This window comes from Candidatus Igneacidithiobacillus taiwanensis (assembly GCF_031962545.1).
GTDB lineage: Bacteria > Pseudomonadota > Gammaproteobacteria > Acidithiobacillales > Acidithiobacillaceae > Igneacidithiobacillus > Igneacidithiobacillus taiwanensis.
The window spans coordinates 1-22,944 of sequence record NZ_JAVRKK010000028.1; the positions used below are offsets into that span (position 1 = coordinate 1).

The window sequence follows — 22,944 nt, forward strand, 5'->3', positions numbered from 1 at the left end:
GCCGTGAGCGTCGTCTTGCCATGATCCACGTGACCAATCGTTCCCACGTTAACGTGCGGCTTCGTCCGCTCAAACTTTCCCTTGGACATTCAGAAGACCCTCTTCAATCAAAAACCAAAAGCGACCTCAAAAAATGGAGCCCACAACCGGACTTGAACCGGTGACCTCTTCCTTACCAAGGAAGTGCTCTACCGACTGAGCTATGTGGGCCGAACTTGGAGCGGGTGATGGGAATCGAACCCACACCATCAGCTTGGAAGGCTGAGGTTCTACCATTGAACTACACCCGCACGACCGAAGCCGGCTATATCTGGTGGAGGGGGGAGGATTCGAACCTCCGAAGGCAGAGCCGTCAGATTTACAGTCTGATCCCTTTGACCGCTCGGGAACCCCTCCAGCGGTAGCGGCGAATTATCACTTCGTCGCATGCCCCTGTCAAGGCTTGGTTTGCGCTAAGGGATCGGGGAATCAGGTTTTTTTGTAACACGTCGGGCACAGCAAATAATTCCCGGGCCGCAAGAGAAAACGAGGAATGTCTTGACAGCGTTGCCGAATTACAACATTCTTCGCATTGTTGTAAAAATACCGCGGGCTACTGTTGGCGCGGTTTCAAATTTGGTTTTGAGGAGGGTTTTGCAATGTCTACTAATCTGCGCTTGGCGCTGGCCGTTTCTGTGGCTGCGCTCGTGAGTTCGGGAGCCGCACTGGCGAACCCGGCACCTTATGAAGGTTATGCCGTTACCGCGCAAGGAGCGCCGGTGGTCACCGCGAAGGGACAGTGTGTGCAGGGAGGTCGTCCCGATGCCGATGGTCCCGCCCCCGCTTACTGTGTTCCGCCCAAGAAGGTCGCCGCGCCCGCGCCCGCGCCCGCCCCAGCACCGGCACCGGCACCTGCCCCCATTGCGCCGGTGGTGCAGACGATTCTGGTCAGCAAGCCAATTACCATCACGGGTATCAACTTCAAATTCAATTCTTATAAGTTGCTCGACCATGATATCAAGGTACTCGACGAGGTCGCGGACTTTGCCCAGAAGCACCCGGATGCCATGCTCAACATTAATGGCTACTGTAGTAAGGTTGGTAGTTACGCATACAACCTGAAGCTGTCGAAGCTGCGCGCCGAAAGCGTTGCGCAGTACTTGGAGCGGCATGGCGTGAGCCGCAGTCGCATGCAGCTCATTGGGCACTCCTACAATGATCCGGTTGCCAGTAACGCCACTAGTGAGGGGCGTTTCCTCAACCAACGAGTGGAAATCAATAGCAGTATCAAAGTAGAAAAGACCGTCACCAAGTGAGTTCTCGGTGATATCAGGGGCCCTACGGGGCCCTTTTTTTTGGCCCCAATCTGCGCGAGCCATGCTAGAATCGAATCATGCGCCAATCCTATCTTCGCTTTCTCCGCATCCTGGAAATCACTCGGATTCTTGTCCGCTATCGACTTGACGAGATCCTCTATTACTTGCCATTGCTGAAACCCTACCAGGCAGTGCTCAAGCTCAACCCCGCGCGCTGGCTGGTGCCGGAGCCAGAGAAGAGTTTTGGCGCCCGTCTGCGCCTTGCCCTCGAGGCTTTGGGACCAACGTTCATCAAGCTCGGACAAATGTTGTCTACCCGACGTGATCTGTTACCCGATGACATCACTCGAGAATTGGCAAAATTGCAGGACAACGTGCCACCCTTTCCCTCCGTCGTGGCGCAGCAGATCATCGAACAGTCTCTAAAACGACCGATTGAAGAGTTGTTTGCGCACATCGAGAGCGAAGCTGCGGCAGCGGCCTCGATTGCGCAGGTGCATTTTGGGCTTTTGCGCGACGGGCGCGAGGTCGCTATCAAGATTCGCCGCCCCGGTCTGCGCCGCACCATCGATCAGGATCTCGGTATTCTCGCCTGGTTGGCGGAGCTAGCCGAGCGCTATTCCCAAGAGGGACGTCGTCTGCGCGTGCGCGCGGTGGTGGCGGAATATGCCAAGACCCTGCGCGGCGAGCTCGATTTTCTGCGTGAGGCGGCAAACGCGAGTCAATTGCGGCGTAATTTCGCGCACGAACCGAATCTTCTCTATGTGCCCGAGGTGTTTTGGGATTTTTGCAGCGAAGAGGTGCTGGTCATGGAGCGGATCCATGGCATCCAGATCGGTCAGATTGAGGCCCTGCGTGCAGCCGGCATTAATTTTGATCAACTCTCGCGGCAAGCGGCAGAAATCTTCTTCCGCCAGGTCTTTCGGGACTCCTTTTTCCATGCGGACATGCACCCAGGCAACATCTTCGTCGACCCGAACAATGGCCGTTTCATCGCCGTTGACTTTGGCATCATGGGCAGCTTAGACGAGGCTAGCCAGCACTATCTGGCCGAGAACATGGTCGCCTTTTTTAATCGTGACTACCGGCGTGTTGCCGAAGCACACGTTGAGGCTGGCTGGGTCCCTGCAGATACGAATGTGCAGGACTTCGAGACTGCCATCCGGGCTATCGCCGAGCCGGTTTTCGAAAAGCCTCTAAACGAAATCTCCGTTGCCCAACTCCTGTTGCGCCTTTTTCAAACCACTCGCCATTTTCAGATGCAGACCCAACCGCAACTACTGCTACTGCAAAAGACACTGGTCAATGTGGAGGGAATCGCCAGAGAATTCAATCCGAGCTTGAATATCTGGGAGATTGCCACGCCCTTGCTACGCGACTGGCTCGACCGGCAGCGGGGTCCTCGCGCGTGGTGGAATAAGCTACGGCGACATGCCCCCCAGTGGGGTCTGGTGCTGCCAGAAATGCCCGAGTTATTGCACGATATCCTCCTACGAGCACAGCAAGGACAATTCCATCTACCCGTAGAGAACACAGAACTGACCGAAATTCGTTATGAACTACAGCGCGGACTGCAACGCCTGGCCCTACTCATTAGTTCAGTGATTGTGTGGATGGGACTGGCTTTGATTGCCGCTGTCGAGGGCGCACTGGACACCCTGATCCTCGATCTTCCACTGTGGCTCTGGCTTCTGCTGCTCCCTTTTGCCGTATGGGGCGGCCTGCGCTGGGTACAAACAATGTTTCTGGGTTCTAATAAGACGAGGAGGTAAGACCGATGTGGATCATTTTTTCTTTGATCATCGCCGCATTGGCGGTGATTTTTGCTGTACAAAACAATACCCTGAGTGCAGTGCATTTCTTTACCTGGGAGTTTCAGCAGTCTGCTGGGATAATCGTGCTGATCGCCTTTGTTGCTGGCGCCTTTGCCAGCGCGATCCTGTATCTGCCTACCCACCTGCGCAATCGTTGGCGTATTCGCAAGCATGGCAAACAAATTGGCGAGCTGGAAACGAAGCTCGCCAATGAAATCGGCCGACGCAAGGCCCTGGAAGAGGAAATTGCCCGGCAGGCGCCACAGGCAGAGGAGTCTGCCGGCAGCGGTACCTCAGCTTAGTCGCACCTTACGGAGTGACCGTGGTCTTCTCGGCCACGGTCTTGAGATGCTGCTCCTGCCATTTCTTTAGTACTTCCAAATTCGCCTTGGCCTGCACGATACCCCCCTCGGAGGCCATTTGCCACCAGTGCGCAGCCTTTTCAAAATCCTGCGGCACACCAATACCCTGGTAGTAAAGGTTGCCAAGATTGTACTGTGCCGAGGCGATTCCCTGCGCAGCGGCCTGTTCCCACCAATAAGCGGCTTTCGCGTAGTCTTGCTTGACTCCCTGACCAAAATAATATTGGGTGCCAAGGTTATACTCGGCCTTACCATAGCCGTGGCGCGCTGCTTTTTCGAACCACTCGGCGGCAAGCGCATAGTTTTGCGGAACGCCCTCACCCGTAGCGCAGCGGGTACCAATGCTGTTCTCGAGTTTCGCGGCGGTGAGTGCTTCCGGCGAAGTGGTAGCGGAATCCTCGAGGACCGAACGATCAGCCACCGCCAACGCCGAAACGGAAGTACCTAGCAGGAGAGCGGAAACGACATAGACAAGATGCAATTTTTTCATGGAAACCCCAAAAGAAAACCCCAGCACTCAGAAGGTTACGACAAAAGGCTCATGCTTGACTAGAGCTTTTTGGCCGCATCTTCCTCTACTCCGACGATCTCCGCCCTTCGCCAGCGCCTTGCCAGCTGATCGAGCACACCGTTGATGAAGCGATGCCCCTGTTCCGCACCAAAAGCCTTGTCGAGTTCAATGGCCTCATTGAGGATTACCCGCATTGGCGTCTGCAACTCGTAACGTAACTCGAAGGCCGCGAGGCGAAGAATGGCGCGCTCGACCTCGTTGACTTCCTCTCGCCAACGACGATCGTTGAGGGCGGCGGCAATGCTTGGGTCGAGAGACTCGATTTGAGCACAGAGGGTAGGCCACAAGCGATCGAAGAATGCCATATCCGCCCCTTCTAGACGCTCGGGGTCGGCATGGAATTGCTCCATCAGCTCCCCGCAAGGCGTTGGGTTGATCTGCAGTTGATAGAGAGCCTGGACCAAAGCGACGCGGGCGAGACGCCGTCGGCTAGGGGTGCGCAGCGTAGTCACAGGCGTTTCAGCAACTGCACCATTTCCATCGCCGTTACCGCAGCATCGAAGCCCTTGTTGCCGGCCTTGGTTCCGGCACGTTCAATTGCCTGTTCGATACTGTCGGTAGTGAGGATACCGAAGATTATCGGTACGCCGGTATCGAGACCTACCTGTGCGATCCCCTTGGCAACTTCACCGGCAACATAGTCAAAATGTGGGGTTCCACCACGGATCACCGCGCCCAAGCAGATGACGGCGGCGAATTTTCCGGAACGGGCCAGCCGTTGCGCCACCAAGGGAATTTCGTAAGCACCTGGTGCATAAACGACCTGCAGTTGCTCCTCACTGGCGCCGTGCCGCCGCAGTGCGTCGATGGCACCCTGTTCCAGCTGCTGACTGATGAAACTATTGAAACGAGAAACCAGCAGCGCATAGCGCTCCCCCGCTGTAACCTGCAGATTTCCTTCGATGCGCTCGATCATGCCTGTTTTCCTGTGTCGAGAAATGGAAGTTGACCGACGATTTCGAGGCCGAAACCGGCGATTCCGCGATACTGAAACTGACTGTCGCTTAGTACCAAGGCCCGATGCACCCCAAGATCGGTCAGGATCTGGGCACCGATACCGAAGGTACGCAACACCCGATGACTGTCGCCGTTCTGCCCGGGTCCTTGCGGGCGCGTCGGTAGAGCCGCGATTTGTTCACGCAGGATTTCGACATTTTCGCTATGCTGCAGGTAAACCAGCACCCCAGACTCCGCCTGCGCCAGGCGAGCCAGGGCGTGAGCAACGGGGCCTTGATCGCCAAGAAAGAGATCGGTGAGGATCTTGCCCACCTGCACGCGGACGAGGGTGGGAGCAGGATCTTGCTCCGGCTGCCCTTTCACGAGGGCAAAATGGGTATCCCCGGAAACCCAGTCTCGATAGAGATGCAAGGTAAATTCGCCCCAAGGACTAGGCCAGGGTCCGCTCGCCTCGCGCTGGACGATGCGCTCTCGTTCGAGGCGATAGCGAATCAAGTCGGCAATGGTGCCAAGTTTGAGGCCATGGCGGGCAGCGTAGGGGAGCAAATCGGGCAGACGCGCCATCTCGCCATTTTCATTGAGGATTTCACAAATCACTCCGGCGGGCTTGCAACCGGCAAGGCGCGCCAAGTCGACAGCGGCCTCGGTGTGCCCAGCGCGCACCAGCACACCGCCCGACTGGGCGGCGAGGGGAAAGACGTGTCCTGGCATGACGATATCCTGAGGGCCAGCATCGTCGGCAATGGCGGCTTGGATGGTCGTGGCCCGGTCGGCAGCAGAAATGCCCGTGCTCACCCCGCGCGCCGCTTCGATGGAAACGGTGAATGCCGTTCCTAACTGCGCCGTGTTGTGCCGTACCATCTGCGGCAATTGCAGTTGCTGGCAACGCTCCTGGGTCAGCGGCAGGCAGACCAGGCCACGGGCCTCGCGTATCATGAAGTTGATGGCCTCGGGGGTAGCATGCTCGGCGGCGAGGATCAGATCGCCTTCATTTTCGCGATCCTCGTCATCCATGAGGATCACCATCCTGCCGGCGCGGATCTCCGCGAGAATTTCTTCCGTGGGGCTGATACGGGCTTCGGTCATCAAGAGTATCCTTTGGCCGCCAAGGACGCGGCGCTGAGTCGGGATTCTAGCGCGCTTTCCGTGCCATCGGCCATGAGGCGTTCGAGGTAGCGAGCGAGAAGATCGACCTCGAGGTTGAGGCGTTGTCCTGGTTTCCAGTGTCTTGCCGTGGTTTGGGCGAGACTGTGGGGGATGAGATTGAGGGCAAAGCCGTCGTCGTAGACGGCATTGACGGTGAGACTGATACCATCCACTGTGATACTGCCTTTGCTAGCGATGTACCGCAGCAGCTCGCTTGGCGCCCGCACCCGGTAAACCTGCGAGCGACCAGCGCTCTGCGCACTGAGGAGGGTGCCAACGCCGTCTACATGTCCGGCCACGAGGTGCCCGCCGAGGCGATCGGAGAGGCGTAACGCCTTTTCCAGATTGACCGGCGCCCCAGTCGAGAGGTCACCGAGAATACTGCGCTCGACGGTTTCGAGAGAGACATCGACGGCAAAGCGCTTGTTCTGCAGAGCCACCACCGTAAGACAAACCCCGGAGACCGCGATACTGTCGCCCAGTTGTACGTCGCTCAGATCGAGTGCACCGGCGTCGATCCAGAAGCGTTGATCGCCACCCATGCGCTGGCGCTGCTGCAAAGTACCTACCGCTTGAATGATCCCGGTAAACATCAGTGAAGCTCCCCACAGAGATATCGCAATTTGACATCGTCTCCCAGTGTCTTCGCCTCTCGTAACCGCCAGCGGGGAACGTCCCGTAGCGCCGCGTAGGGGCCGATCTCGGCCGCAGGTCTTGCCTCGCGCCCCAAAAACAGCGGAGCCAGATACAACAGGTATTCATCTACCAAGTTGGTAGCCCACAGACTACTGGCCAGGCGACTTCCCGCCTCCACCAGGACTTCGTTGATTTCTGCGGCAGCCAACAGTTGCATCAATGCGCCAAAATCGACGCCGACGCCCGAGGCGGCGGCGGGCAAGCCGAACAATCGGGCACCGGCAGCGCGCAGGGCGCTCCCGGCAGCGGGCTCGAGGTCATCGCGATGCAGGATCCAAGTCTCGCCCGGACTGCGCAAGACCGCTGCATTGCTTGGCGTACGCAACCGCCCATCGAGAATAATTTTGATCGGGTAGCGGGGCAAGTCGACGCCAAGACGAGGAGCGAGGCGAGCATCGTCGGCAAGAATAGTCCCGACCCCGACCAGGATGGCACTCGCCTGCGCTCGTTCCTCCTGCACATCAGCACGCGCTTCTTCGCCCGTCAGCCATTGGCTCTCGCCACTGGCAAGAGCCAACTTGCCGTCGAGACTGGCGGCTTGCTTGACCCGTAGCCAGGGTCGCCCGCCGCGCATGCGCTGCAAAAAACCGCGATTGAGCCAGTTCGCCTCTGCCGCACAACAGGGCGAATCGACAGTAATCCCCGCCGCACGTAGTCGGGCAGCCCCTCGGCCGGCTACCAGCGGGTTGGGGTCTTCCATGGCCATCACCACCCGCGCCACGCCAGCGGCGATGACGGCGTCGCTGCAGGGGGGAGTGCGCCCATGGTGGGCACAAGGCTCGAGGGTAACGTAGAGCGTTGCCCCCCGGGCGCGAGCACCCGCCTCTTGTAAAGCAAAGACCTCGGCATGGGGGCCACCTGCCTGCAAGTGGGCGCCGCGCCCGACAATCTCGCCATCACGAACCAGCAAGGCTCCCACTCGCGGATTGGGATGCGTGCTGCGCAAGCCACGCTCGGCCAAGCGTAGGGCAGCACGCATATACTCTTCATCGGCAGCGTCAATGGCCATCTTTGTTGCCAGATTTGGGCTCGAGCAGGGCCTGAATCTCACTGCTGAAGGCCTGCAAATCCTCGAAGCGTCGATATACCGAAGCAAAGCGCACATAGGCCACGGGGTCGAGTTCGCGCAGCGCCGCCATTACCAAATCGCCAATGCGCCGCGCCGGAATTTCGCGCTCGGGATGGGCGCGAATCTGTTTTTCGATCTTGCGCAGCGCCTGATCAATCTGCGCGGTGGGAACGGGACGTTTGCTCAGGGCGCGCTGCAGGCCAGCGAGCAATTTTTCTTGCCGATAGGCTTCGCGACGCCCATCCGCTTTGACCACCATCGGAAAGCCCAAGTCCGCTCGCTCAAAGGTGGTGAAACGTTGACCACACTGCGGGCACTCCCGCCGTCGACGGACCGACTCGCCGTCGTCGGCGATGCGGGAATCAACGACGCGGGTATCGTCGTGCGCGCAAAATGGGCAGTGCACCGTCAACCATACACCGGAAACTTCCGGCACAATTCGATGATTCGCCCGCGGATCTGCTCACGAACCGCTGCATCCTCCGGCGCGTCGAGCACATCGGCAATGGCGGTGCCCAAGGTTTCCATTTCTGCCTCGGCAAAACCGCGAGTGGTGGCTGCCGGGGTGCCAATCCGGATACCACTGGTGACTGCGGGCGGGCGCGCGTCGAAGGGTACCGCGTTCTTGTTGACGGTGATGTTGGCATCGCCGAGGGCAGCTTCGGCATCCTTACCCGTTACCTTTTCGCCAAGGTCGAGGAGAAAGAGGTGATTGTCGGTACCGCCGGAGACCGCCTGATACCCGCGGCCGGCCAGCACCGCCGCCAACTTTTGGGCATTACGGATCACTTGCGCCTGATACTGGCGGAAATCCGGCTGCAAGGCCTCCTGGAAGGCGACTGCCTTACCGGCGATGACGTGCATCAGCGGACCACCCTGAATTCCCGGAAAAATCAATGAATTGACCTTTTTGGCATATTCCTCTTTGCAGAGGATGAGGCCGCCGCGAGGTCCGCGTAGAGTCTTGTGGGTGGTGGTGGTGACAAAGTCCGCATGTGGCACCGGACTGGGGTGCAAACCGGCGGCAACGAGACCAGCAATATGGGCCATATCGACCAGCAAATAGGCGCCAATGCTGCGCGCGATTTCGCCAATCCGCGCAAAATCGATGATCCGCGAGTAGGCGCTGGCGCCGGCAACGATCATTTTCGGGCGCTCGCGCTCGGCCTGCTCGGCCATGGCGTCATAGTCGATACGGCCATCCTCCTGGCGCACACCATAGGCCACTACCTCAAAAACCTTGCCAGAGAGATTGACCTTGGCGCCGTGGGTGAGGTGACCGCCATGGGCCAAGCTCATACCCATGATTTTGTCCCCGGGTTTGAGTACCGAGAAGTAGACCGCCTGATTGGCCTGCGAACCCGAATGCGGCTGCACATTGGCGTGCTCGGCACCGAAAAGCTCCCGGGCACGATCGATGGCAAGTTGTTCGACCACGTCGACATATTCGCAGCCGCCGTAATAGCGCTTGCCGGGGTAACCTTCGGCATACTTATTGGTGAGCACGGAACCCTGGGCAGCCATTACCAGCGGGCTGGTATAGTTTTCGGAGGCGATGAGCTCGACATGGTCTTCCTGACGAAGGCGCTCGTGCTCCATTGCCTGCGCCAAGGCGGGATCGAAATCGGCAAGCTGCAAAGATGCGGAAAACATGAGGGCTCCTGGGTTAAGAATTTTCCTGGTCGCACAGTAGCAAGGCCAAGCTGCAACACTCAAGCGCAAAATCTGCGCTACGGACATGAAGGGGATTCAACTGGCACGCACCTTTTGTGGCTGAACCTGGAGTACCGGCAGGCTGACTGCCTTACCTTCACGCTTACGCCGCGGGCGCTGCTTGTTGGCGAAGATGTCTTCGTAAGCAACATGGACAATCGGCGGGCCAAGGACCCACACCAAGAGGGCGAGCCCAACCTGGGCCGGCAGGGGCAGCAACACACTGGCGATGAGCAGGATGGCCCAAAGAGCGATCAGGGGGTCACGCAGCTCCTGCCGAAACAGCAGGGCAAGGGTAGTTTCGACCTCCGCCTCGATCCAACCGTGTCCCTTGTGGAGCGCGAGGGCAACCCCGAAAAAGGCGGGAGAAAACCAAAAATAGGGGGTAAGTGACAGGTCGGTGAGGCGTTCGCTGAAGCCCATCCACCATCCCCAAAAACCCGGTTCGGGCCCGATTTGCCAGTGCTCGTCCTGGATGCCGCTGAGCAGAGCGCCGAGCAAGACCGTTTCGCGGCCGAACTCGAAGAGCAGACCGAAGAGAGTAAGGATCATCCCCCAGAGGATCGCGACCCCCAAGGCATGCCGCAACTGCGGCCAATCGTAGACCTGCCCGTCGCAGCGACCCGCCAAATAGAGACCCCCAAGGAGTCCCAAAGGGGCGATTCCGTACATCAACCAAAAAGGCAACGGGAAAACGGTGAGGACGAGAGACAGCAGGAGAAAGCGCGACCAGGCCGCGGGGTGGTCGCGGACGATCTCCGCCCCACCCTGAACCCAAGCTTCCATCCGCGCCAACCACGCCTTGGCCAAATCTTCGCTCCAGTGCCGTAATCTTTTGACATTCTAGTGAAGGCAAGTTACAAACTCAAAGAGTTTGCCACAGTCGAGACGCATTTGGTGTCAGAACTTCCAGCCTTCCGCGAGCAGGTTCGCCGCGCCCACGCCCGGCTCATTCTGCTGATCGTGACGGCTTGTCAAAATCCGGACCAGCGCCCCGCAGCGCAGGAAGCGTTGCGGGTAGCCCAAGCCAATGGCTGGGAAGCTCTCGTAGAACGCTTGCGCCGGATTCTGGCGGGCGAGCGGGATGCCACCCTCTGCTTGGGCTTGGACGCGGAGGATAGCATTGTCGTCGAATCGATTCTCGAGGGACTACAAGACCCAACCAGTCTCCCCGCCTTGGAGAATCGCGCCGACCCGCAATTTGCCGCGCCCGGCATTGCTGGCATTGTGGTCGCGGCCCAGCGCGGCGACGTCAACGCCTTACAATGGCTTGGACAGATGACCAGCCAAATGCAACGCGCAGGTGGCGAAATGGCGCGTTTGGGGGCCTGTCTGGGCCCCCTCTCCCAAGGCAAAATGGATGTAGAACGTCTCAGTCGCGGGCTTGGCGCCAGCACCCGCTCCCTACTGCTGCAAATCGTCGACGAGATACACAAACTACGGGCACAATAGCCCCTTGAGACTAAAAGACATCCTCGCCTACCATGAAGAGCAGAGAGCAGATGCAGGAGTGTAGTACATGGCAGTGACGGCACAGGTAATTGAGGCCAATCTTGGTAACTTTGCCGAGGTGGTGGAGAGAGAATCCTTCCAGCGCCCGGTTCTCGTCGATTTTTGGGCACCCTGGTGTGGACCCTGCCGAGCCCTGGGACCGGTACTCGAACGCATCGCCGAAGAAATGGGGGGGGCCTTCCTCCTCGTCAAAATCAATTCTGACGAAAATCCCGAGTTGTCACGGCAGTTTTCCGTGCGCGGCATTCCGGCGGTCAAGGCCTTCCGTAACGGCAAGGTGGTGGACGAATTCACTGGCGCCCTACCGGAGTCCGCCATTCGCCAGTTTCTCGACAAGATCCTGCCGAAAGCGGGAGACGAGCATCGAGTCGCGGGCTTGGAGGCGCTCGCTCGCGGCGACGTGGAAGCTGCAGAACAGTCCTTCCGTGCCGCCCTCGCCGGCGACCCACGTAATGACGAAGCGCGTCTGGAACTGGCGCGCCTCCTCGTTGGCAAAGGCGAACTCGCTGCTGCTGAGGCGGAGATCGATGCCATCAGCCCTGTCGCGCAAACGAGCGAGGAAGTCGAGGCTCTGCGCGCTTTGATCGAATTTTCGACGGACTTACGCAACGCACCTCCGGGCGAGGAAATTGCGCGGCGAATTCGCGAGGGCCAAGGCGATGAACAGGCAGAGGCAATGTATCAGCAGGCGCTACGTGAGCTTTTGCAAGGGCGTGAGCAGGCCGCCCTCGATCAACTCATCGAGATGGTGCAGCGACATCGGAAGTACCGAGACGATCTTGCGCGCAAGACCCTGCTCAAGATCTTTTTGCTCCTCGGCAAGGAGCATCCCTTGGTCAACGAATATCGCAGTAAATTAGCGCGGGCCCTATATTGAGCTCGCTTTTCTGGCGGAGCACTCTCCGTCGCAGCGCCCTTACCGGCACAGAAGGAGTATGACGAGATGCCTGCCCCGACCTTTTTCCCCCACTTCTCCCAACGCCGCTTGCTGCTCATCGCAGCAGCGGCAACCGCGCTTGCTTCGGGGGCGGCCGCGGGGCAAGTCCAAACGCCGAAGGTATCCCCAAGCACCGCCACCCTGCAAAGCGCGCCTTTGGTGCCCTTGGTTTCGCTGCCCGATTTCACCCCCCTCGTGCAGCGCTATGGGCCCGCGGTAGTGAACATCAGCACCACCTCCGAACGCGATGTTCCTGGGGCAGGCAATCCGTTCCCGCCGAATTCGCCCTTTTATCAATTCTTCCAGCATTTTCATTCGCCAGACCAGCAGGGACAGCAACCGCCACAGGAGAAGGTAGAATCTCTCGGCTCGGGCTTCATCATGAGCAGTGACGGCTACATCGTTACCGCCGCCCATGTGGTCCGCCACGCCAAGCACATCGTCGTTACCCTCGCCAATCATCATGCCTATCCAGCCAAGCTGATCGGTCTGTCGGTGCGCTACGATACGGCCCTGCTCAAAATCGATGCCACGGATTTGCCCACCGCGCCCATTGGCAACTCGAACGACCTCAAGGTCGGCCAGTGGGTCCTCGCGGTGGGTACACCCTTTGGCTTCTCCAACTCCGTGACCCAAGGGGTGGTAAGTGCGCTCGAACGCCCTCTGCCCGACGATGAATATATCCCCTTCATTCAGAGCGATGTGCCGATCAATCCCGGCAATTCCGGCGGGCCGCTCTTTAACATGTACGGTCAGGTCGTCGGTATCAACGACCAAATCTACACCAATAGCGGCGGCTACATGGGACTCTCTTTCTCCATTCCCATCAATACCGTCATGTCGGTGGTGGATGATCTCAAGGCGCATCGCGCCATTCAGTTTGGCTACCTCGGAGTCGAGGTGCAGAGCGTCACCCCCGATATGGCCGAAGCCCTGCATTTGAATGAGCCCGTGGGGGCCTTGGTCGCCTCGATAGAACCCAATAGCCCAGCCGCTAAGGCCGGCCTGCGCCCTGGCGACGTCATCGTCACCTTTGCCGGCAAGCCAGTGTACAGCGTTGGCCAGCTGCCGCTTCTCGTCGGCACGAAAAAACCGGGGGCAACGGTGCAAATCGGTATTCTGCGTAAGGGTAAGGCCATCGACCTGCCAATTACCGTGGGTGCGCTACCCAACCCGCAAAAGACGTCGGCCCTGGAAACCAGCCCAACCCCGAGCGCCAACGTCGAAAAGATTACCCGTTTGGGAATCAGCGCCCGGCCACTATCCAGTAAAATGCGTAAAGATTTGGGGATCGAACGGGGAGTCGAGGTACTCGACGTGCACAATGGGGCAGCCGCGGAGGCGGGGATACAGCCGGGTATGGTCATCGAGCAGTTCGATCAACAGCCGGTAACCAGCCCCAGTCAGTTGCAGCAACTGGTCAACGCAGCGCCTGCCGACAAACCGGTTCCGGCCCTCATTCGCCAAGGTAAGGCCAGCATCTTTGTCGTGCTGCGCCTGCCCAAAAAGGGCGACTGAGAGGAGCACTCTCTGCCTAGCCGCGTGGGTGATGCGCGGCGTGCAGGGCAGCAAGACGTGCCTGCGCGATGTGGGTGTAGATCTCTGTAGTGCTGAGCTTGGCATGCCCCAACATGAGCTGAACGCTGCGCAGGTCTGCGCCATGATCAAGAAGGTGGGTAGCAAAGGCATGGCGCAGGCTATGGGGTGAGAGCGGATAAGAGATTCCTACCAAGCGCGCATAGTAACGGATGATTTGCCAAAAGCGCTGTCGCGTCATGGGACAAGCGCGTTGACTCAGGAAGAGCGCCGTTTCCGCGCGCCCACCCAACAGGATTGGGCGGGCATGGCGCAAATACTGCAGCACCACGTCTTGGGCGCTGGCGCCCATGGGCACTAGGCGTTCTTTGCGCCCCTTACCAAAGGTCTTGAGCACCCCCGCCTGCAAATCCACCTGCGCCAGCTGCAGCCCTACCAGTTCCGAAACCCGCAGCCCCGTCGCATACAGCAACTCGAGCATTGCCGCATCGCGCAGTCCCCGGGGTTGGCTGACATCAGGGGAAGCAAGGAGGGCCTCAACTTCGGCCTCGGAAGGCACCTGTGGTAAAGGGCGCCCAAGGCGTGGCGATTGCAAATCCTGGCTGGGGTCCTGCGCAACCCATCCCTCCCGTAGGGCATGGGTATAGAAACTGCGGAAGCTGGAGAGCAGGCGTCGCACGCTGCGCAGAGCCGCCCCGTTACGCAGACGAAAGGCCAGAAAGCCGGCCAAGTCGCTACTTACTGCCTGGCGCAAACGCTTTGGTTGGAGATAGGCCTGCAGCGCTTCGAGATCTTGCGCGTAGGCGCGTAGGGTAAGCGGGCTTAGGTTGCGCTCCAGCCACAGAGCGTCGAGGTAGGTATCGATATCAGGGTCGCGCGGAATGCGGTCGCTCTCAGTCTGAGCCACGGCGATACCCTTCGTGTTGCAAGAGGAACTGCTTCCATTCCAGTTCGGGTCCACTTCGCTGTCCGCCATATCCGCCCCAGTCGCGGCACGAAACGATGCGATGGCAAGGAATGAGTATAGCGATGGGGTTGTGCCGACAGGCTTGACCAACGGCACGGGGTGCGCTCCCCAGGCGCTGCGCCAGAGTGCCATAGGTATGCGCACTACCGAGCGGGATCTCTCGCAGCGCATGCCAAACCCGCAGTTGGTAGGGAGTACCCGTTACGTGGATGGATAACTGCGCCAAGAGTTGGGCATAACGCGAAAAGTCACCGGCAAAATAGGCATCCAGCACCTGTGTTACGGGATGCCGACGCCCGAGTTCGGGAAGGTCCTGGTCAGCCGTAGGGGTCGCGCGCGACAAGGAACACAGCACGGACTCGGCAAACTCCAGCACCAAGACGTCATGGGCTCCGGCCCGATAGAGCCAGCGGCTCATTCCGGATAGAGACGCAGGAATACCAGGGGATGGATCCAGAGGAGTGGTCCGGCAAGATCTCGGATGGCCGTCTGGGTTTCCTGCCAATGGGCCCAAAACCGAGTATCCGGCAATGGCGTTTGCAACAATTGCCGAGCCGCCCGCTGCTGGTACCAGTCGACCAAGGCTTCCGAGCCGAGGGCCTGTACCTGCAGCACCCGTTGCCAGTCTTCGCTATACCTTTGCGGTTGTGGGGATTCCGACAGGGTATGGCGAAACGCCGCCATCTCCGTATAGCCCGGCCAGTCTCGTTGCGCCGTCCATCCAGCAAAACGAAACAAATCCGCCGCCACGCTAAATAGGATGCGTCGGCTGCGGCGTAGGCTGCGATGGGGCATGTGTAATACCGCGGCCAACCACAAGTAAATTTCGCCGAGAGAGACGAGAGATTCGCCGCGCGGGTACTCGATGATCATCAAACCGAGCGCCAGAAGGAGCTGGCGCAGGGCCGCCAAGGGCTGATCACCCATACCGCGCAAATGCTCCATGTAGGCACGCAAATCGCGCTCGCGCAGGCTTTGCAGCAGTGCTTTGCCAGTTTCGGCGCGTCGCTCGGCGCGTCCTTCGGGCACCACCACGGCGCAGGCCTCGGGTAGCTTCCAATGCTGGGTGAGAGCCAGCATGGTCAAAGGGGTGAAGTCGCTGCTGGGAAGATAATCGGCAAGCTGCGCCCAGGTGTGAAAGAGGCGGCTGCGCAGGCCGTGGGCATAGCCATCCTCGGCTACGCGCAGGCGTAATCGATCGATGACGATCTGCCGCGCCTTGGGATCTTCGGCCATGCTGCGCAGCAGGGGCAAGAGTCGGTCGCTGTCTCGCTGTTCGATCGCTTCGGCGAGTATATCGACTTCCATATCGATAGGCAGAGGGGCATCGGCGGGGATCTGCGACCACGTCTGCAGAGGTACGGCCTCCCTCTCGCTAGCGGGCGGAGACTGCAGAAGCTGCGCTGCCAGCCGTCCAGGCAAGGAGGCCGCCGCGGTAACCGTGTCGAGCTGAGCAAGCCAATGGCGGCAAGAATGTAAATCGACCTGTCCCCAAGACAGGGACAGGCTTTCGTGCACTACAGCGCTGGCAAGAGCCTGGCGGAGCTCCGCATCGGCCCAGCTACGGTCCTGCTCCGCTGGCGCAGCCATCCGCCATTGCCGAAGCAAGACGGCGGACTGCAATTCGTCCATCAGCTCAATTTTTCGCGGATGCGGGCTGCCTTACCGGAAAGATCACGCAGATAGTAGAGCTTGGCACGACGAACGTCGCCACGCCGCTTGACCTCGACCTTGGCGACCAGCGGCGAATGGATAGGGAAAACCCGCTCGACGCCCTCACCACTCGAGATTTTGCGTACGGTGAAGGAGGAGTGCACGCCCCGGTTGCGCCGCGCGATACACAGACCTTCGAAGATCTGCACACGTTCGCGCTCGCCTTCCTTGACGCGTACATGCACGGCGACGGTGTCCCCGGCAATAAAATCGGGAATCTCGCTCTTAATTTGTTCCTGGTTGATTTCGTCGATAATGTTCATTGCCCTTCTCCTTCACACCCTACCAAACTCATCTTCGCTCTCTGCCTCTTGCAGACAACGTACGTCTTCTGCCGTCAAAACACGTTGCGCCCACAAATCGGGCCGCCGTGCCCGCGTCCGCAGCAGCGCCTGACCGCGCCGCCAGCGGGCGATGCGAGCATGGTCTCCCGACAGTAGGACCGCCGGCACCACCGCCCCCTGCCAAGACTCTGGACGGGTATAATGCGGACAATCCAAGAGATTTTCCGCAGCAAAACTGTCTTCCTGCGCGGAAGCCGCATGCCCAAGAACGCCAGGAAGAAGTCTTGCCGTTGCCTCCATCAACACCAGCGCCGCCAACTCGCCACCGGCAAGTACATAGTCTCCGAGCGACCATTCCTCATCCACTGCCGCCATGATCCGCTCGTCGACGCCCTCGTAGCGCCCTGCCAGCAAAATCATTCCCGAACGCTTACTGAAGCGCTCACAATCCGCTTGGCGCAGCGGGCGCCCCTGGGGCGACAAATACGCCACCGGCGCTCCCGGGTTTTGCTCCCGTGCCGCCGCGATCGCGGCGACCAAGGGCGGCGCCTGCATCAGCATCCCCGGACCGCCGCCAAAGGGTCGATCGTCTACGCGCCGGTGTGGCAGCAAACTGAAATCCCGCGGATTCCACAGCTGCAGCGTAAGGAGCCCTCGCTCACGACCACGCGCGAGAATCCCGGCCTGAAAATATCCTTCGATCAGCTCCGGAAAGATGCTGATAACGTCAAAGCGCATTACCAGCTCTTGTCCCAATCGACCTGAATCTGCCGCTGCACCCGATCGACCGTGACCTCGGCCGTCCAAGGAATCAAGGTTTCGGCCCCGGCTTCGTCGACAACCACCAGGACATCATTGGCCCCGGTTTCCAGCAAATTCTTTACTCGTCCGAGAAGCACCGACTCTCGATTGACTACCTGCAGACCAATCAGATCACGCCAGTAATACTCTCCTTCCGGCAGCGGCGGCAAATCCGCCGCGGGGATGGCGATTTCCTGACCAATGAGGGTCCGCGCCAGCTCCCGATCTTTCACGCCCGCCAAATTGGCGACCACGGCACCCGCCTGCAGTGTTCCCGCCAGGACTGTGTAGGGCTGGCGCATTGCGCCCAGGTACCAAACCGGGTAATCGAGAATGCCGTCTCGATCCTCGGTGTAAGAAAAAACCTTTACCGCTCCACGAACACCGTAGAGGCCGGAAATCCGCCCCAACGGTATCCAGCTCTCGACCTCAGGCGGCGCTGACACCCGCCTTGCTCACTCCCTCGGCCTTGAGGAAACGCGCCACGGTATCCGAAGGCTGTGCCCCCTGGGACAACCAGTAGGCAGCGCGCTCCTTATCGATGCGCAGCTCCGAAGGATTACTGACGGGGTTATAAAAACCCAGACGCTCGATGAAGCGCCCATCCCGGCGTGCACGACTGTCGGCCACCACGATGTGGTAGAAGGGCCGCTTCTTGGCGCCACCCCGAGCCATCCGAATCACTACCATAGTCATTCCTCACAAAAGTCTGACGACGCCGCCGTCGCTGCGGCGGGAAAGGCGCGCATCATACCCAAAAATTTGACCTATTGAAAGGGCAAGCCGCCTTTCATCAAATTCCGGGGGTTCATGCCTAGCAAGCGTCCCAAGCCCTTGCCGCCCTTACCCATTTTTTTGAACATCTTTTGCATCATCTCAAATTGTTTGAGCAGCTTGTTGACCTCCGCCACCGTCGTCCCCGACCCCGCAGCAATCCGCCGGCGACGCGAAGCCTTGATGATCTCCGGGTGGCGCCGCTCTTCCGGAGTCATGGAATTGATGATCGCCTCCAGACGACGCATGGGTTTTTTGTCTTGCAGGGCGTCTTGGGCCTCACTGGGCAAGTCGGCCATGCCCGGGAGTTTGTCGAGAATGCTGCCCAAGCCCCCCATGCGCTCTACCTGACGCAACTGCTCACGAAAGTCTTCGAGATCGAAGCCCTGACCCTTGCGCAGCTTGTCGGTCATGCGCTGCGCTTGCTCGAGATCGACATCCTGCTGCACCTGCTCGACCAGGCTGACGATATCTCCCATACCCAGGATGCGCGAGGCCATGCGCTCGGGATGGAAGGCCTCCAGGCCTTTACGCACCTTTTCGCCCACCCCCAAAAATTTGATGGGCTTACCGGTAATGGCGCGGATGGAGAGAGCAGCGCCGCCGCGGGCGTCGCCATCGGCCTTGGTGAGGATCACCCCGGTGAGCGGCAGGGCGGTGTCGAAGGCTTTGGCCGTATTGACCGCATCCTGCCCGGTCATGGCGTCGACCACAAAAAGCAGCTCTGTAGGTTGCACTGCCTCGGTCAGGGCCTGCGCCTCGGCCATCATCTCGGCGTCCACATGCAAGCGCCCGGCGGTGTCGACAATGAGGACGTCATAGATCTGCTTGCGCGCTGCCTCCAAGGCATCGCGAGCGATCTGTACCGGTGCTTGCTGAGGGTTGCTCGGGAAGACGGCAACGTCGATATCTTTACCAAGACTTGCCAGTTGTTCCATCGCCGCCGGCCGATAAACGTCGGTACTGACCAGCAGAACGCGCTTCTTTTCGCGTTCTTTGAGCCATAGGGCCAGTTTGGCGCTGGTAGTGGTCTTACCCGAGCCCTGCAGCCCGGCCATGAGGATGACCACGGGAGGACGCGCTTGCAGATCGAGACGATCGTTGTGCGAGCCCATCAGGCGGGTGAGTTCGTCGTTGACGATTTTGATGAAGACTTGGCCCGGACTCAGGCTACGCAGCACCTCCTCGCCCAAGGCTTTCTGGCGCACTTCGGCAATGAAATCCTTGACCACGGGCAGCGCCACGTCGGCCTCGAGTAGGGCCAAACGCACATCGCGCAGGGCATCGCGGATATTGTCCTCGCTCAGCCGCGCCTGACCGCGCAAGGCCTTGAAACTCTGGTTAAGACGTTGACTGAGGGATTCGAACATGGGCACCTCGGCAAAGCAGGGCGACATTTTGCGCCCTCCCCTGCGCCTGCGCAAACATCGGCGCCAGCCCGGTGGGCGAGGTCGTTCTTGGAGACTGCGGCCCAGCCGTGGCAGAATGCCGACATAGCATCACTGACGGGCGGGACTTACATGGCGGTAGTTCAGCGTCACCACGACATACTCATTCAGCGCCTAAGTCGCCACAGCGCCAATTATCGCGATCCCTTGGAAGAGATTCCTTGGGACGAACTCGATCCCGATCGGCCTTGGCTGCCGGAGTCGCTGATCTCGCTGTACGGCACGGCCGAATATGCGGCGCTCAGCGCCGAGGAAAAAATACGGCTTTCCCAGGTAGAATTCGTTTCTTTCTGCGAACTGGGACTCTGGCTCGAGGCTCTCTTCATTCAGCGCCTGGGTAGCCATTCCCTGGCGCATCTGTATGGCGACACCGCAAGTTATCACTACCAGCTGCACGAACTGCGGGAGGAAGTCGGCCACAGCCTCATGTTCCTGGAACTGCAGCAGCGCGCGCAACTCCCCTTCCTGACACCGCCCAAGCTGCGCCCGCGGCTGGCAACCTGGTTTGCGCGTATCGCCCCCGAGGGCTCTGCCGCCTTCTGGGCCACCATCCTCATTGGGGAGAACGTTCCGGACCAGATGAATCGCTTCATCCTTCGCGACAAAACCCTGCCGGCGGCGGTGCTCGGTATCACCCAATTACACAGCCGTGAGGAAGCGCGCCACATGGCCTTTGCCCGCGTGACGGTGCAGCGCCGCAGCCGTCGCCTCTCTCTCGTGCAGCGACGCCTGCTCAGCCCCCTGATGCGGGAAGTGATGCGGCAATTTCTGTACACCACCTTTTTTCCGGTTCCGGCGGTCTATGCGGCGGCGGGTCTCGATGCCCCACAGCGGCTCGCCCGCCTGGCGCGGCAGAATCCCCATCGTATTCGTCTCATGAACGAGTGCGCCGAACCCAGTCGAGAGTTTCTTCGCAGTCAAGGATTTACCGTATGAGCGATGGCCGCCCGCAAATGCTGTTTCCCCTGGGTACCATTCTTTTATCGCCCGACGCGCAGAGCATCCTCGAGGCCGGCGATATCGACCCGCAAGAAATCCTGCGCCGGCACGTGACCGGTGATTGGGAAGAAAGCATGGACGAAGACCTACGACGAGCCAGTCTTGCGGCCATCCAAGAAGGAGGGATCATCGTCAGCACTTGGCAGATTGGCGGCTATACTTTATGGGTGCGTACCGACGCGGCGCGGAGCTCGACGGTATTGGACATTCCCCTCGATCATTAAGGCGAGCCTATGGATATCCGCACCGTTTCGACGCAGCCCTTTCCAGATCAGCGCCCCGGCACTTCCGGCTTGCGCAAGAAAGTTCGGGTTTTTCAGCAGCCGCACTACTTAGAGAATTTTGTCCAGGCCATCTTCGACGCCATTCCTGATCGGCAGGGCAAGACCCTGGTCCTCGGCGGCGACGGCCGCTACTTCAACCGCGAAGCCATCCAAACCATCATCAAGATGGCAGTGGCCAATGATTGGGGCGAACTGCTGATCGGTCGGCAAGGTCTGTTTTCGACGCCAGCCATCTCCCATGTCATCCGTCATTATCGGGCGCGGGGCGGGATCATCTTGAGCGCCTCGCACAACCCCGCCGGACCGGAACAAGATTTTGGCATCAAATTCAATGGAGAAAATGGCGGCCCGGCGAGCGAGGCCCTGACCGAGCAGATCTGGGCGGGCAGCAAGAGTATCGAGAGGTATCTGATTGCAGAAATCGCAGACATCGATCTCGAGCACGAGACGGAACTGCAGCTGGGCAGTACGCGGGTGCGCATCATCGACCCCGTTCGCGACTACGCCGATTTGATGGAAAAACTTTTCGATTTCCCCGCCCTCGCCCGACTGCTGCAAGGGCCTTTCCGCATGCGCTTCGATGCCTTGCACGCCATCACCGGCCCGTACGCCGAGGAAATTTTCGAAAAACGCCTGGGGGCGCCGGCGGGTACGGTGCAAAATGCCACTCCCCTCGCAGATTTTGGCGGCGGGCACCCAGACCCCAATCTGGTCTACGCCAAGCCTCTGGCCGATCTTCTGTTTTCCGATGCGGCACCAGATTTTGGTGCGGCATCGGACGGTGATGGCGATCGCAACATGATTCTTGGCCGCGGGGTGTTCGTTACCCCCAGCGACTCCCTCGCCGTTCTCACTGCCCAAGCGCGCTGTATTCCCGCCTACGCGGGCGGACTCCATGGGGTGGCGCGCTCCATGCCCACCAGTCGAGCGGCGGATGTGGTGGCCGAGGCTCTCGGCATCGAACACTTCGAGACCCCAACGGGCTGGAAGTTTTTTGGCAACCTGCTCGACGCCGGGAGGATCACCTTCTGCGGCGAGGAAAGTTTTGGTACCGGCTCCGACCATGTTCGCGAAAAAGATGGTCTTTGGGCGGTCTTGGCCTGGCTTTCGGTGCTCGCTAGCACCGGCCTGTCGGTGCGGGAGATTCTCGACCAACACTGGCAGCGTTTTGGGCGCCACTATTATACCCGTCACGATTACGAGGAGTTGCCATCGGAGAGCGCCGAGCAGATGCTCGCCGGGCTGCACGCGCAGTTTCCGGTGTTGCCGGGGCAGCTGCTGGCGGGCCGCGAGGTGGCCGTGGCCGACGACTTTTCGTATACCGATCCCATCGACGGCAGTGTCAGCGCCCATCAGGGCCTACGCATCCTCTTTACCGATGGCGCCCGCCTCATCTTTCGTCTCTCCGGCACCGGTACCGCCGGCGCCACGCTGCGTATCTACCACGAGGCCTACGTGCGCGAACCGGATCAGTTACATCGGGATCCGCAACGCTTTCTTGCCCCACTGATCCAGCTCGGCAAAGACCTCACCCGACTGGAACCCCTTTCCGGCCGCAAGGCCCCCACCGTCATCACCTAGCGGAGGTATCTCATGGACTACGATTCGGACAATGGTTTGAGTTACGGCGCCCTCGGCGCCGCGTTGGCCGCCGGCGCTGTGGCGGGAGCCGTTGCTGCCCTGCTCTTTGCGCCCCAGAGCGGCGAACGCACCCGCGAGCAACTGCGTCAGCAGGCCAATCGCGCTCGGGATCGCATGGCTGCCTCGCGGGAGCGCATCAACGAGCGGGTTGAGGAATTACTCGACACCATCGCCATCTATAGCGAAGAGTTGGTCGAAAAGGGCAAGGACATCACCGAAAAGGAGCGGCAGCGCTTGAATGACGGCATCGCTTTGGCGCGTAGCGAGCTCGATCGGCTGCGTCGTAAACTCTCGCGTCTCGATTGACCCGGCCAACGCTGCCGGGCTATGATCCTCGGCGCGCGGGGAGTGGCGCAGTCTGGTAGCGCGCCTGCTTTGGGAGCAGGATGTCGCAGGTTCGAATCCTGTCTCCCCGACCAATAAAA

General features: G+C 59.9%; 28 protein-coding genes and 4 tRNA genes. 11 read left to right on the plus strand and 21 right to left on the minus strand.

Features of this window, described 5'->3' with window-relative positions; translation table 11 throughout:
• From RTI30_RS05820 to RTI30_RS05835, 4 genes are all read right to left on the minus strand, one after another.
• The coding region (locus RTI30_RS05820) for a GTP-binding protein (protein WP_312283425.1) at nucleotides 1-89 on the minus strand (89 nt) is incomplete at its 3' end.
• A 45-nt stretch (nucleotides 90-134) separates the two neighbouring features.
• Nucleotides 135-210: transfer RNA gene (locus RTI30_RS05825), tRNA-Thr, on the minus strand.
• 6 nt (nucleotides 211-216) lie between these two features.
• Nucleotides 217-290, minus strand: a tRNA-Gly gene (locus tag RTI30_RS05830).
• Nucleotides 291-311: 21 nt separating this feature from the next.
• A tRNA-Tyr gene (locus RTI30_RS05835) sits at nucleotides 312-396 on the minus strand.
• A gap of 242 nt (nucleotides 397-638) precedes the next feature.
• Here RTI30_RS05835 and RTI30_RS05840 point away from each other — a divergent pair.
• The 3 genes from RTI30_RS05840 (at nucleotide 639) to RTI30_RS05850 (ending at nucleotide 3,411) form a co-directional block, all read left to right on the plus strand.
• On the plus strand, nucleotides 639-1,295 hold the full coding sequence (locus RTI30_RS05840; RefSeq protein WP_312262006.1) for an OmpA family protein: 657 nt from the start codon (nucleotides 639-641) through the stop codon (nucleotides 1,293-1,295).
• Nucleotides 1,296-1,372: 77 nt separating this feature from the next.
• Nucleotides 1,373-3,067, plus strand: a complete 1,695-nt coding sequence (gene ubiB / locus RTI30_RS05845; RefSeq protein WP_312262004.1) for a ubiquinone biosynthesis regulatory protein kinase UbiB — start codon at nucleotides 1,373-1,375, stop codon at nucleotides 3,065-3,067.
• Between the two features lie 5 nt (nucleotides 3,068-3,072).
• Complete coding sequence (locus RTI30_RS05850) at nucleotides 3,073-3,411, plus strand: LapA family protein (RefSeq protein WP_312262002.1); 339 nt, start codon at nucleotides 3,073-3,075, stop codon at nucleotides 3,409-3,411.
• Nucleotides 3,412-3,418: 7 nt separating this feature from the next.
• Here RTI30_RS05850 and RTI30_RS05855 read toward each other — a convergent pair whose 3' ends face one another.
• The 9 genes from RTI30_RS05855 to RTI30_RS05895 form a co-directional block, all read right to left on the minus strand.
• The gene (locus tag RTI30_RS05855; RefSeq protein WP_312262001.1) at nucleotides 3,419-3,961 is read right to left on the minus strand and encodes a tetratricopeptide repeat protein; all 543 of its coding nucleotides are present in this window, start codon (nucleotides 3,959-3,961) and stop codon (nucleotides 3,419-3,421) included.
• Between the two features lie 59 nt (nucleotides 3,962-4,020).
• The gene (nusB, locus tag RTI30_RS05860; RefSeq protein ID WP_312261999.1) at nucleotides 4,021-4,494 is read right to left on the minus strand and encodes a transcription antitermination factor NusB; all 474 of its coding nucleotides are present in this window, start codon (nucleotides 4,492-4,494) and stop codon (nucleotides 4,021-4,023) included.
• Nucleotides 4,491-4,958: a 6,7-dimethyl-8-ribityllumazine synthase gene (gene ribE / locus RTI30_RS05865; protein WP_312261998.1), complete on the minus strand. Its 468-nt coding sequence runs from the start codon at nucleotides 4,956-4,958 to the stop codon at nucleotides 4,491-4,493. The genes nusB and ribE overlap by 4 nt, the downstream gene beginning before the upstream one ends.
• Entirely contained in the window at nucleotides 4,955-6,085 is a 1,131-nt protein-coding gene (gene ribB, locus RTI30_RS05870; protein WP_312261996.1) for a 3,4-dihydroxy-2-butanone-4-phosphate synthase, read from the minus strand. Before ribB ends, ribE begins: the two co-directional genes overlap by 4 nt.
• On the minus strand, nucleotides 6,085-6,738 hold the full coding sequence (locus RTI30_RS05875; protein ID WP_312261994.1) for a riboflavin synthase: 654 nt from the start codon (nucleotides 6,736-6,738) through the stop codon (nucleotides 6,085-6,087). The genes ribB and RTI30_RS05875 overlap by 1 nt, the downstream gene beginning before the upstream one ends.
• Nucleotides 6,738-7,850, minus strand: a complete 1,113-nt coding sequence (gene ribD, locus RTI30_RS05880; protein WP_312261993.1) for a bifunctional diaminohydroxyphosphoribosylaminopyrimidine deaminase/5-amino-6-(5-phosphoribosylamino)uracil reductase RibD — start codon at nucleotides 7,848-7,850, stop codon at nucleotides 6,738-6,740. The genes RTI30_RS05875 and ribD overlap by 1 nt, the downstream gene beginning before the upstream one ends.
• Entirely contained in the window at nucleotides 7,840-8,316 is a 477-nt protein-coding gene (nrdR, locus tag RTI30_RS05885) for a transcriptional regulator NrdR (RefSeq protein WP_312262053.1), read from the minus strand. Before nrdR ends, ribD begins: the two co-directional genes overlap by 11 nt.
• Before the next feature lie 2 nt (nucleotides 8,317-8,318).
• Complete coding sequence (gene glyA, locus RTI30_RS05890) at nucleotides 8,319-9,563, minus strand: serine hydroxymethyltransferase (protein WP_312261991.1); 1,245 nt, start codon at nucleotides 9,561-9,563, stop codon at nucleotides 8,319-8,321.
• Nucleotides 9,564-9,659: 96 nt separating this feature from the next.
• Nucleotides 9,660-10,433 carry a hypothetical protein gene (locus RTI30_RS05895; protein WP_312261989.1) on the minus strand — a complete coding sequence of 258 codons (774 nt, stop codon included), beginning with the start codon at nucleotides 10,431-10,433 and terminating at the stop codon, nucleotides 9,660-9,662.
• Between the two features lie 87 nt (nucleotides 10,434-10,520).
• Here RTI30_RS05895 and RTI30_RS05900 point away from each other — a divergent pair, with 87 nt between their 5' ends.
• From RTI30_RS05900 to RTI30_RS05910, 3 genes are all read left to right on the plus strand, one after another.
• The gene (locus RTI30_RS05900) at nucleotides 10,521-11,075 is read left to right on the plus strand and encodes a hypothetical protein (protein ID WP_312261987.1); all 555 of its coding nucleotides are present in this window, start codon (nucleotides 10,521-10,523) and stop codon (nucleotides 11,073-11,075) included.
• A gap of 67 nt (nucleotides 11,076-11,142) precedes the next feature.
• Nucleotides 11,143-12,012: a thioredoxin gene (gene trxA / locus RTI30_RS05905; protein ID WP_312261985.1), complete on the plus strand. Its 870-nt coding sequence runs from the start codon at nucleotides 11,143-11,145 to the stop codon at nucleotides 12,010-12,012.
• A 66-nt stretch (nucleotides 12,013-12,078) separates the two neighbouring features.
• Nucleotides 12,079-13,590, plus strand: coding sequence for a Do family serine endopeptidase (locus tag RTI30_RS05910; RefSeq protein ID WP_312261983.1), 1,512 nt, complete (start codon nucleotides 12,079-12,081; stop codon nucleotides 13,588-13,590).
• Between the two features lie 16 nt (nucleotides 13,591-13,606).
• Here the strand turns inward: RTI30_RS05910 and xerD are convergent, their stop codons facing one another.
• The 8 genes from xerD to ffh form a co-directional block, all read right to left on the minus strand.
• Nucleotides 13,607-14,515: a site-specific tyrosine recombinase XerD gene (xerD, locus tag RTI30_RS05915; RefSeq protein WP_312261982.1), complete on the minus strand. Its 909-nt coding sequence runs from the start codon at nucleotides 14,513-14,515 to the stop codon at nucleotides 13,607-13,609.
• Nucleotides 14,502-14,993, minus strand: a complete 492-nt coding sequence (locus RTI30_RS05920; protein ID WP_312261980.1) for a methylated-DNA--[protein]-cysteine S-methyltransferase — start codon at nucleotides 14,991-14,993, stop codon at nucleotides 14,502-14,504. The genes xerD and RTI30_RS05920 overlap by 14 nt, the downstream gene beginning before the upstream one ends.
• On the minus strand, nucleotides 14,990-16,207 hold the full coding sequence (locus tag RTI30_RS05925) for a hypothetical protein (RefSeq protein WP_312261978.1): 1,218 nt from the start codon (nucleotides 16,205-16,207) through the stop codon (nucleotides 14,990-14,992). The genes RTI30_RS05920 and RTI30_RS05925 overlap by 4 nt, the downstream gene beginning before the upstream one ends.
• Nucleotides 16,207-16,551, minus strand: coding sequence for a 50S ribosomal protein L19 (rplS, locus tag RTI30_RS05930; protein ID WP_312261976.1), 345 nt, complete (start codon nucleotides 16,549-16,551; stop codon nucleotides 16,207-16,209). The genes RTI30_RS05925 and rplS overlap by 1 nt, the downstream gene beginning before the upstream one ends.
• 12 nt (nucleotides 16,552-16,563) lie before the next feature.
• Nucleotides 16,564-17,310 carry a tRNA (guanosine(37)-N1)-methyltransferase TrmD gene (trmD, locus tag RTI30_RS05935; RefSeq protein WP_312261974.1) on the minus strand — a complete coding sequence of 249 codons (747 nt, stop codon included), beginning with the start codon at nucleotides 17,308-17,310 and terminating at the stop codon, nucleotides 16,564-16,566.
• A complete protein-coding gene (gene rimM, locus RTI30_RS05940) occupies nucleotides 17,310-17,819 on the minus strand; it encodes a ribosome maturation factor RimM (RefSeq protein ID WP_312261972.1) in 510 nt (169 codons plus the stop codon). Before rimM ends, trmD begins: the two co-directional genes overlap by 1 nt.
• Nucleotides 17,803-18,063, minus strand: a complete 261-nt coding sequence (rpsP, locus tag RTI30_RS05945; protein WP_312261970.1) for a 30S ribosomal protein S16 — start codon at nucleotides 18,061-18,063, stop codon at nucleotides 17,803-17,805. Before rpsP ends, rimM begins: the two co-directional genes overlap by 17 nt.
• A 77-nt stretch (nucleotides 18,064-18,140) precedes the next feature.
• Nucleotides 18,141-19,517 carry a signal recognition particle protein gene (ffh, locus tag RTI30_RS05950; protein ID WP_409449682.1) on the minus strand — a complete coding sequence of 459 codons (1,377 nt, stop codon included), beginning with the start codon at nucleotides 19,515-19,517 and terminating at the stop codon, nucleotides 18,141-18,143.
• 150 nt (nucleotides 19,518-19,667) lie between these two features.
• Here ffh and RTI30_RS05955 point away from each other — a divergent pair, with 150 nt between their 5' ends.
• The 5 genes from RTI30_RS05955 (at nucleotide 19,668) to RTI30_RS05975 (ending at nucleotide 22,938) form a co-directional block, all read left to right on the plus strand.
• Entirely contained in the window at nucleotides 19,668-20,531 is an 864-nt protein-coding gene (locus RTI30_RS05955; protein ID WP_312261967.1) for a diiron oxygenase, read from the plus strand.
• Nucleotides 20,528-20,818, plus strand: a complete 291-nt coding sequence (locus RTI30_RS05960) for a hypothetical protein (protein WP_312261966.1) — start codon at nucleotides 20,528-20,530, stop codon at nucleotides 20,816-20,818. The genes RTI30_RS05955 and RTI30_RS05960 overlap by 4 nt, the downstream gene beginning before the upstream one ends.
• Before the next feature lie 9 nt (nucleotides 20,819-20,827).
• Nucleotides 20,828-22,459 carry an alpha-D-glucose phosphate-specific phosphoglucomutase gene (locus RTI30_RS05965; protein WP_312261965.1) on the plus strand — a complete coding sequence of 544 codons (1,632 nt, stop codon included), beginning with the start codon at nucleotides 20,828-20,830 and terminating at the stop codon, nucleotides 22,457-22,459.
• Between the two features lie 12 nt (nucleotides 22,460-22,471).
• Entirely contained in the window at nucleotides 22,472-22,825 is a 354-nt protein-coding gene (locus tag RTI30_RS05970) for a YtxH domain-containing protein (protein WP_312261964.1), read from the plus strand.
• A 36-nt stretch (nucleotides 22,826-22,861) separates the two neighbouring features.
• Nucleotides 22,862-22,938 (plus strand) — tRNA-Pro (locus tag RTI30_RS05975).
• Nucleotides 22,939-22,944 lie beyond the last annotated feature (6 nt).

Coding starts and splice junctions, on each gene's coding strand:
- RTI30_RS05840 (WP_312262006.1), top strand. CDS start 639: ATGTCTACTAATCTGCGCTTGGCGCTGGCCGTTTCTGTGGCTGCGCTC.
- ubiB (WP_312262004.1), top strand. CDS start 1,373: ATGCGCCAATCCTATCTTCGCTTTCTCCGCATCCTGGAAATCACTCGG.
- RTI30_RS05850 (WP_312262002.1), top strand. CDS start 3,073: ATGTGGATCATTTTTTCTTTGATCATCGCCGCATTGGCGGTGATTTTT.
- RTI30_RS05855 (WP_312262001.1), bottom strand. CDS start 3,961: ATGAAAAAATTGCATCTTGTCTATGTCGTTTCCGCTCTCCTGCTAGGT.
- ribE (WP_312261998.1), bottom strand. CDS start 4,958: ATGATCGAGCGCATCGAAGGAAATCTGCAGGTTACAGCGGGGGAGCGC.
- ribB (WP_312261996.1), bottom strand. CDS start 6,085: ATGACCGAAGCCCGTATCAGCCCCACGGAAGAAATTCTCGCGGAGATC.
- RTI30_RS05875 (WP_312261994.1), bottom strand. CDS start 6,738: ATGTTTACCGGGATCATTCAAGCGGTAGGTACTTTGCAGCAGCGCCAG.
- ribD (WP_312261993.1), bottom strand. CDS start 7,850: ATGGCCATTGACGCTGCCGATGAAGAGTATATGCGTGCTGCCCTACGC.
- glyA (WP_312261991.1), bottom strand. CDS start 9,563: ATGTTTTCCGCATCTTTGCAGCTTGCCGATTTCGATCCCGCCTTGGCG.
- trxA (WP_312261985.1), top strand. CDS start 11,143: ATGGCAGTGACGGCACAGGTAATTGAGGCCAATCTTGGTAACTTTGCC.
- RTI30_RS05910 (WP_312261983.1), top strand. CDS start 12,079: ATGCCTGCCCCGACCTTTTTCCCCCACTTCTCCCAACGCCGCTTGCTG.
- RTI30_RS05920 (WP_312261980.1), bottom strand. CDS start 14,993: ATGAGCCGCTGGCTCTATCGGGCCGGAGCCCATGACGTCTTGGTGCTG.
- RTI30_RS05925 (WP_312261978.1), bottom strand. CDS start 16,207: ATGGACGAATTGCAGTCCGCCGTCTTGCTTCGGCAATGGCGGATGGCT.
- rplS (WP_312261976.1), bottom strand. CDS start 16,551: ATGAACATTATCGACGAAATCAACCAGGAACAAATTAAGAGCGAGATT.
- trmD (WP_312261974.1), bottom strand. CDS start 17,310: ATGCGCTTTGACGTTATCAGCATCTTTCCGGAGCTGATCGAAGGATAT.
- rpsP (WP_312261970.1), bottom strand. CDS start 18,063: ATGGTAGTGATTCGGATGGCTCGGGGTGGCGCCAAGAAGCGGCCCTTC.
- ffh (WP_409449682.1), bottom strand. CDS start 19,517: ATGTTCGAATCCCTCAGTCAACGTCTTAACCAGAGTTTCAAGGCCTTG.
- RTI30_RS05955 (WP_312261967.1), top strand. CDS start 19,668: ATGGCGGTAGTTCAGCGTCACCACGACATACTCATTCAGCGCCTAAGT.
- RTI30_RS05960 (WP_312261966.1), top strand. CDS start 20,528: ATGAGCGATGGCCGCCCGCAAATGCTGTTTCCCCTGGGTACCATTCTT.
- RTI30_RS05965 (WP_312261965.1), top strand. CDS start 20,828: ATGGATATCCGCACCGTTTCGACGCAGCCCTTTCCAGATCAGCGCCCC.
- RTI30_RS05970 (WP_312261964.1), top strand. CDS start 22,472: ATGGACTACGATTCGGACAATGGTTTGAGTTACGGCGCCCTCGGCGCC.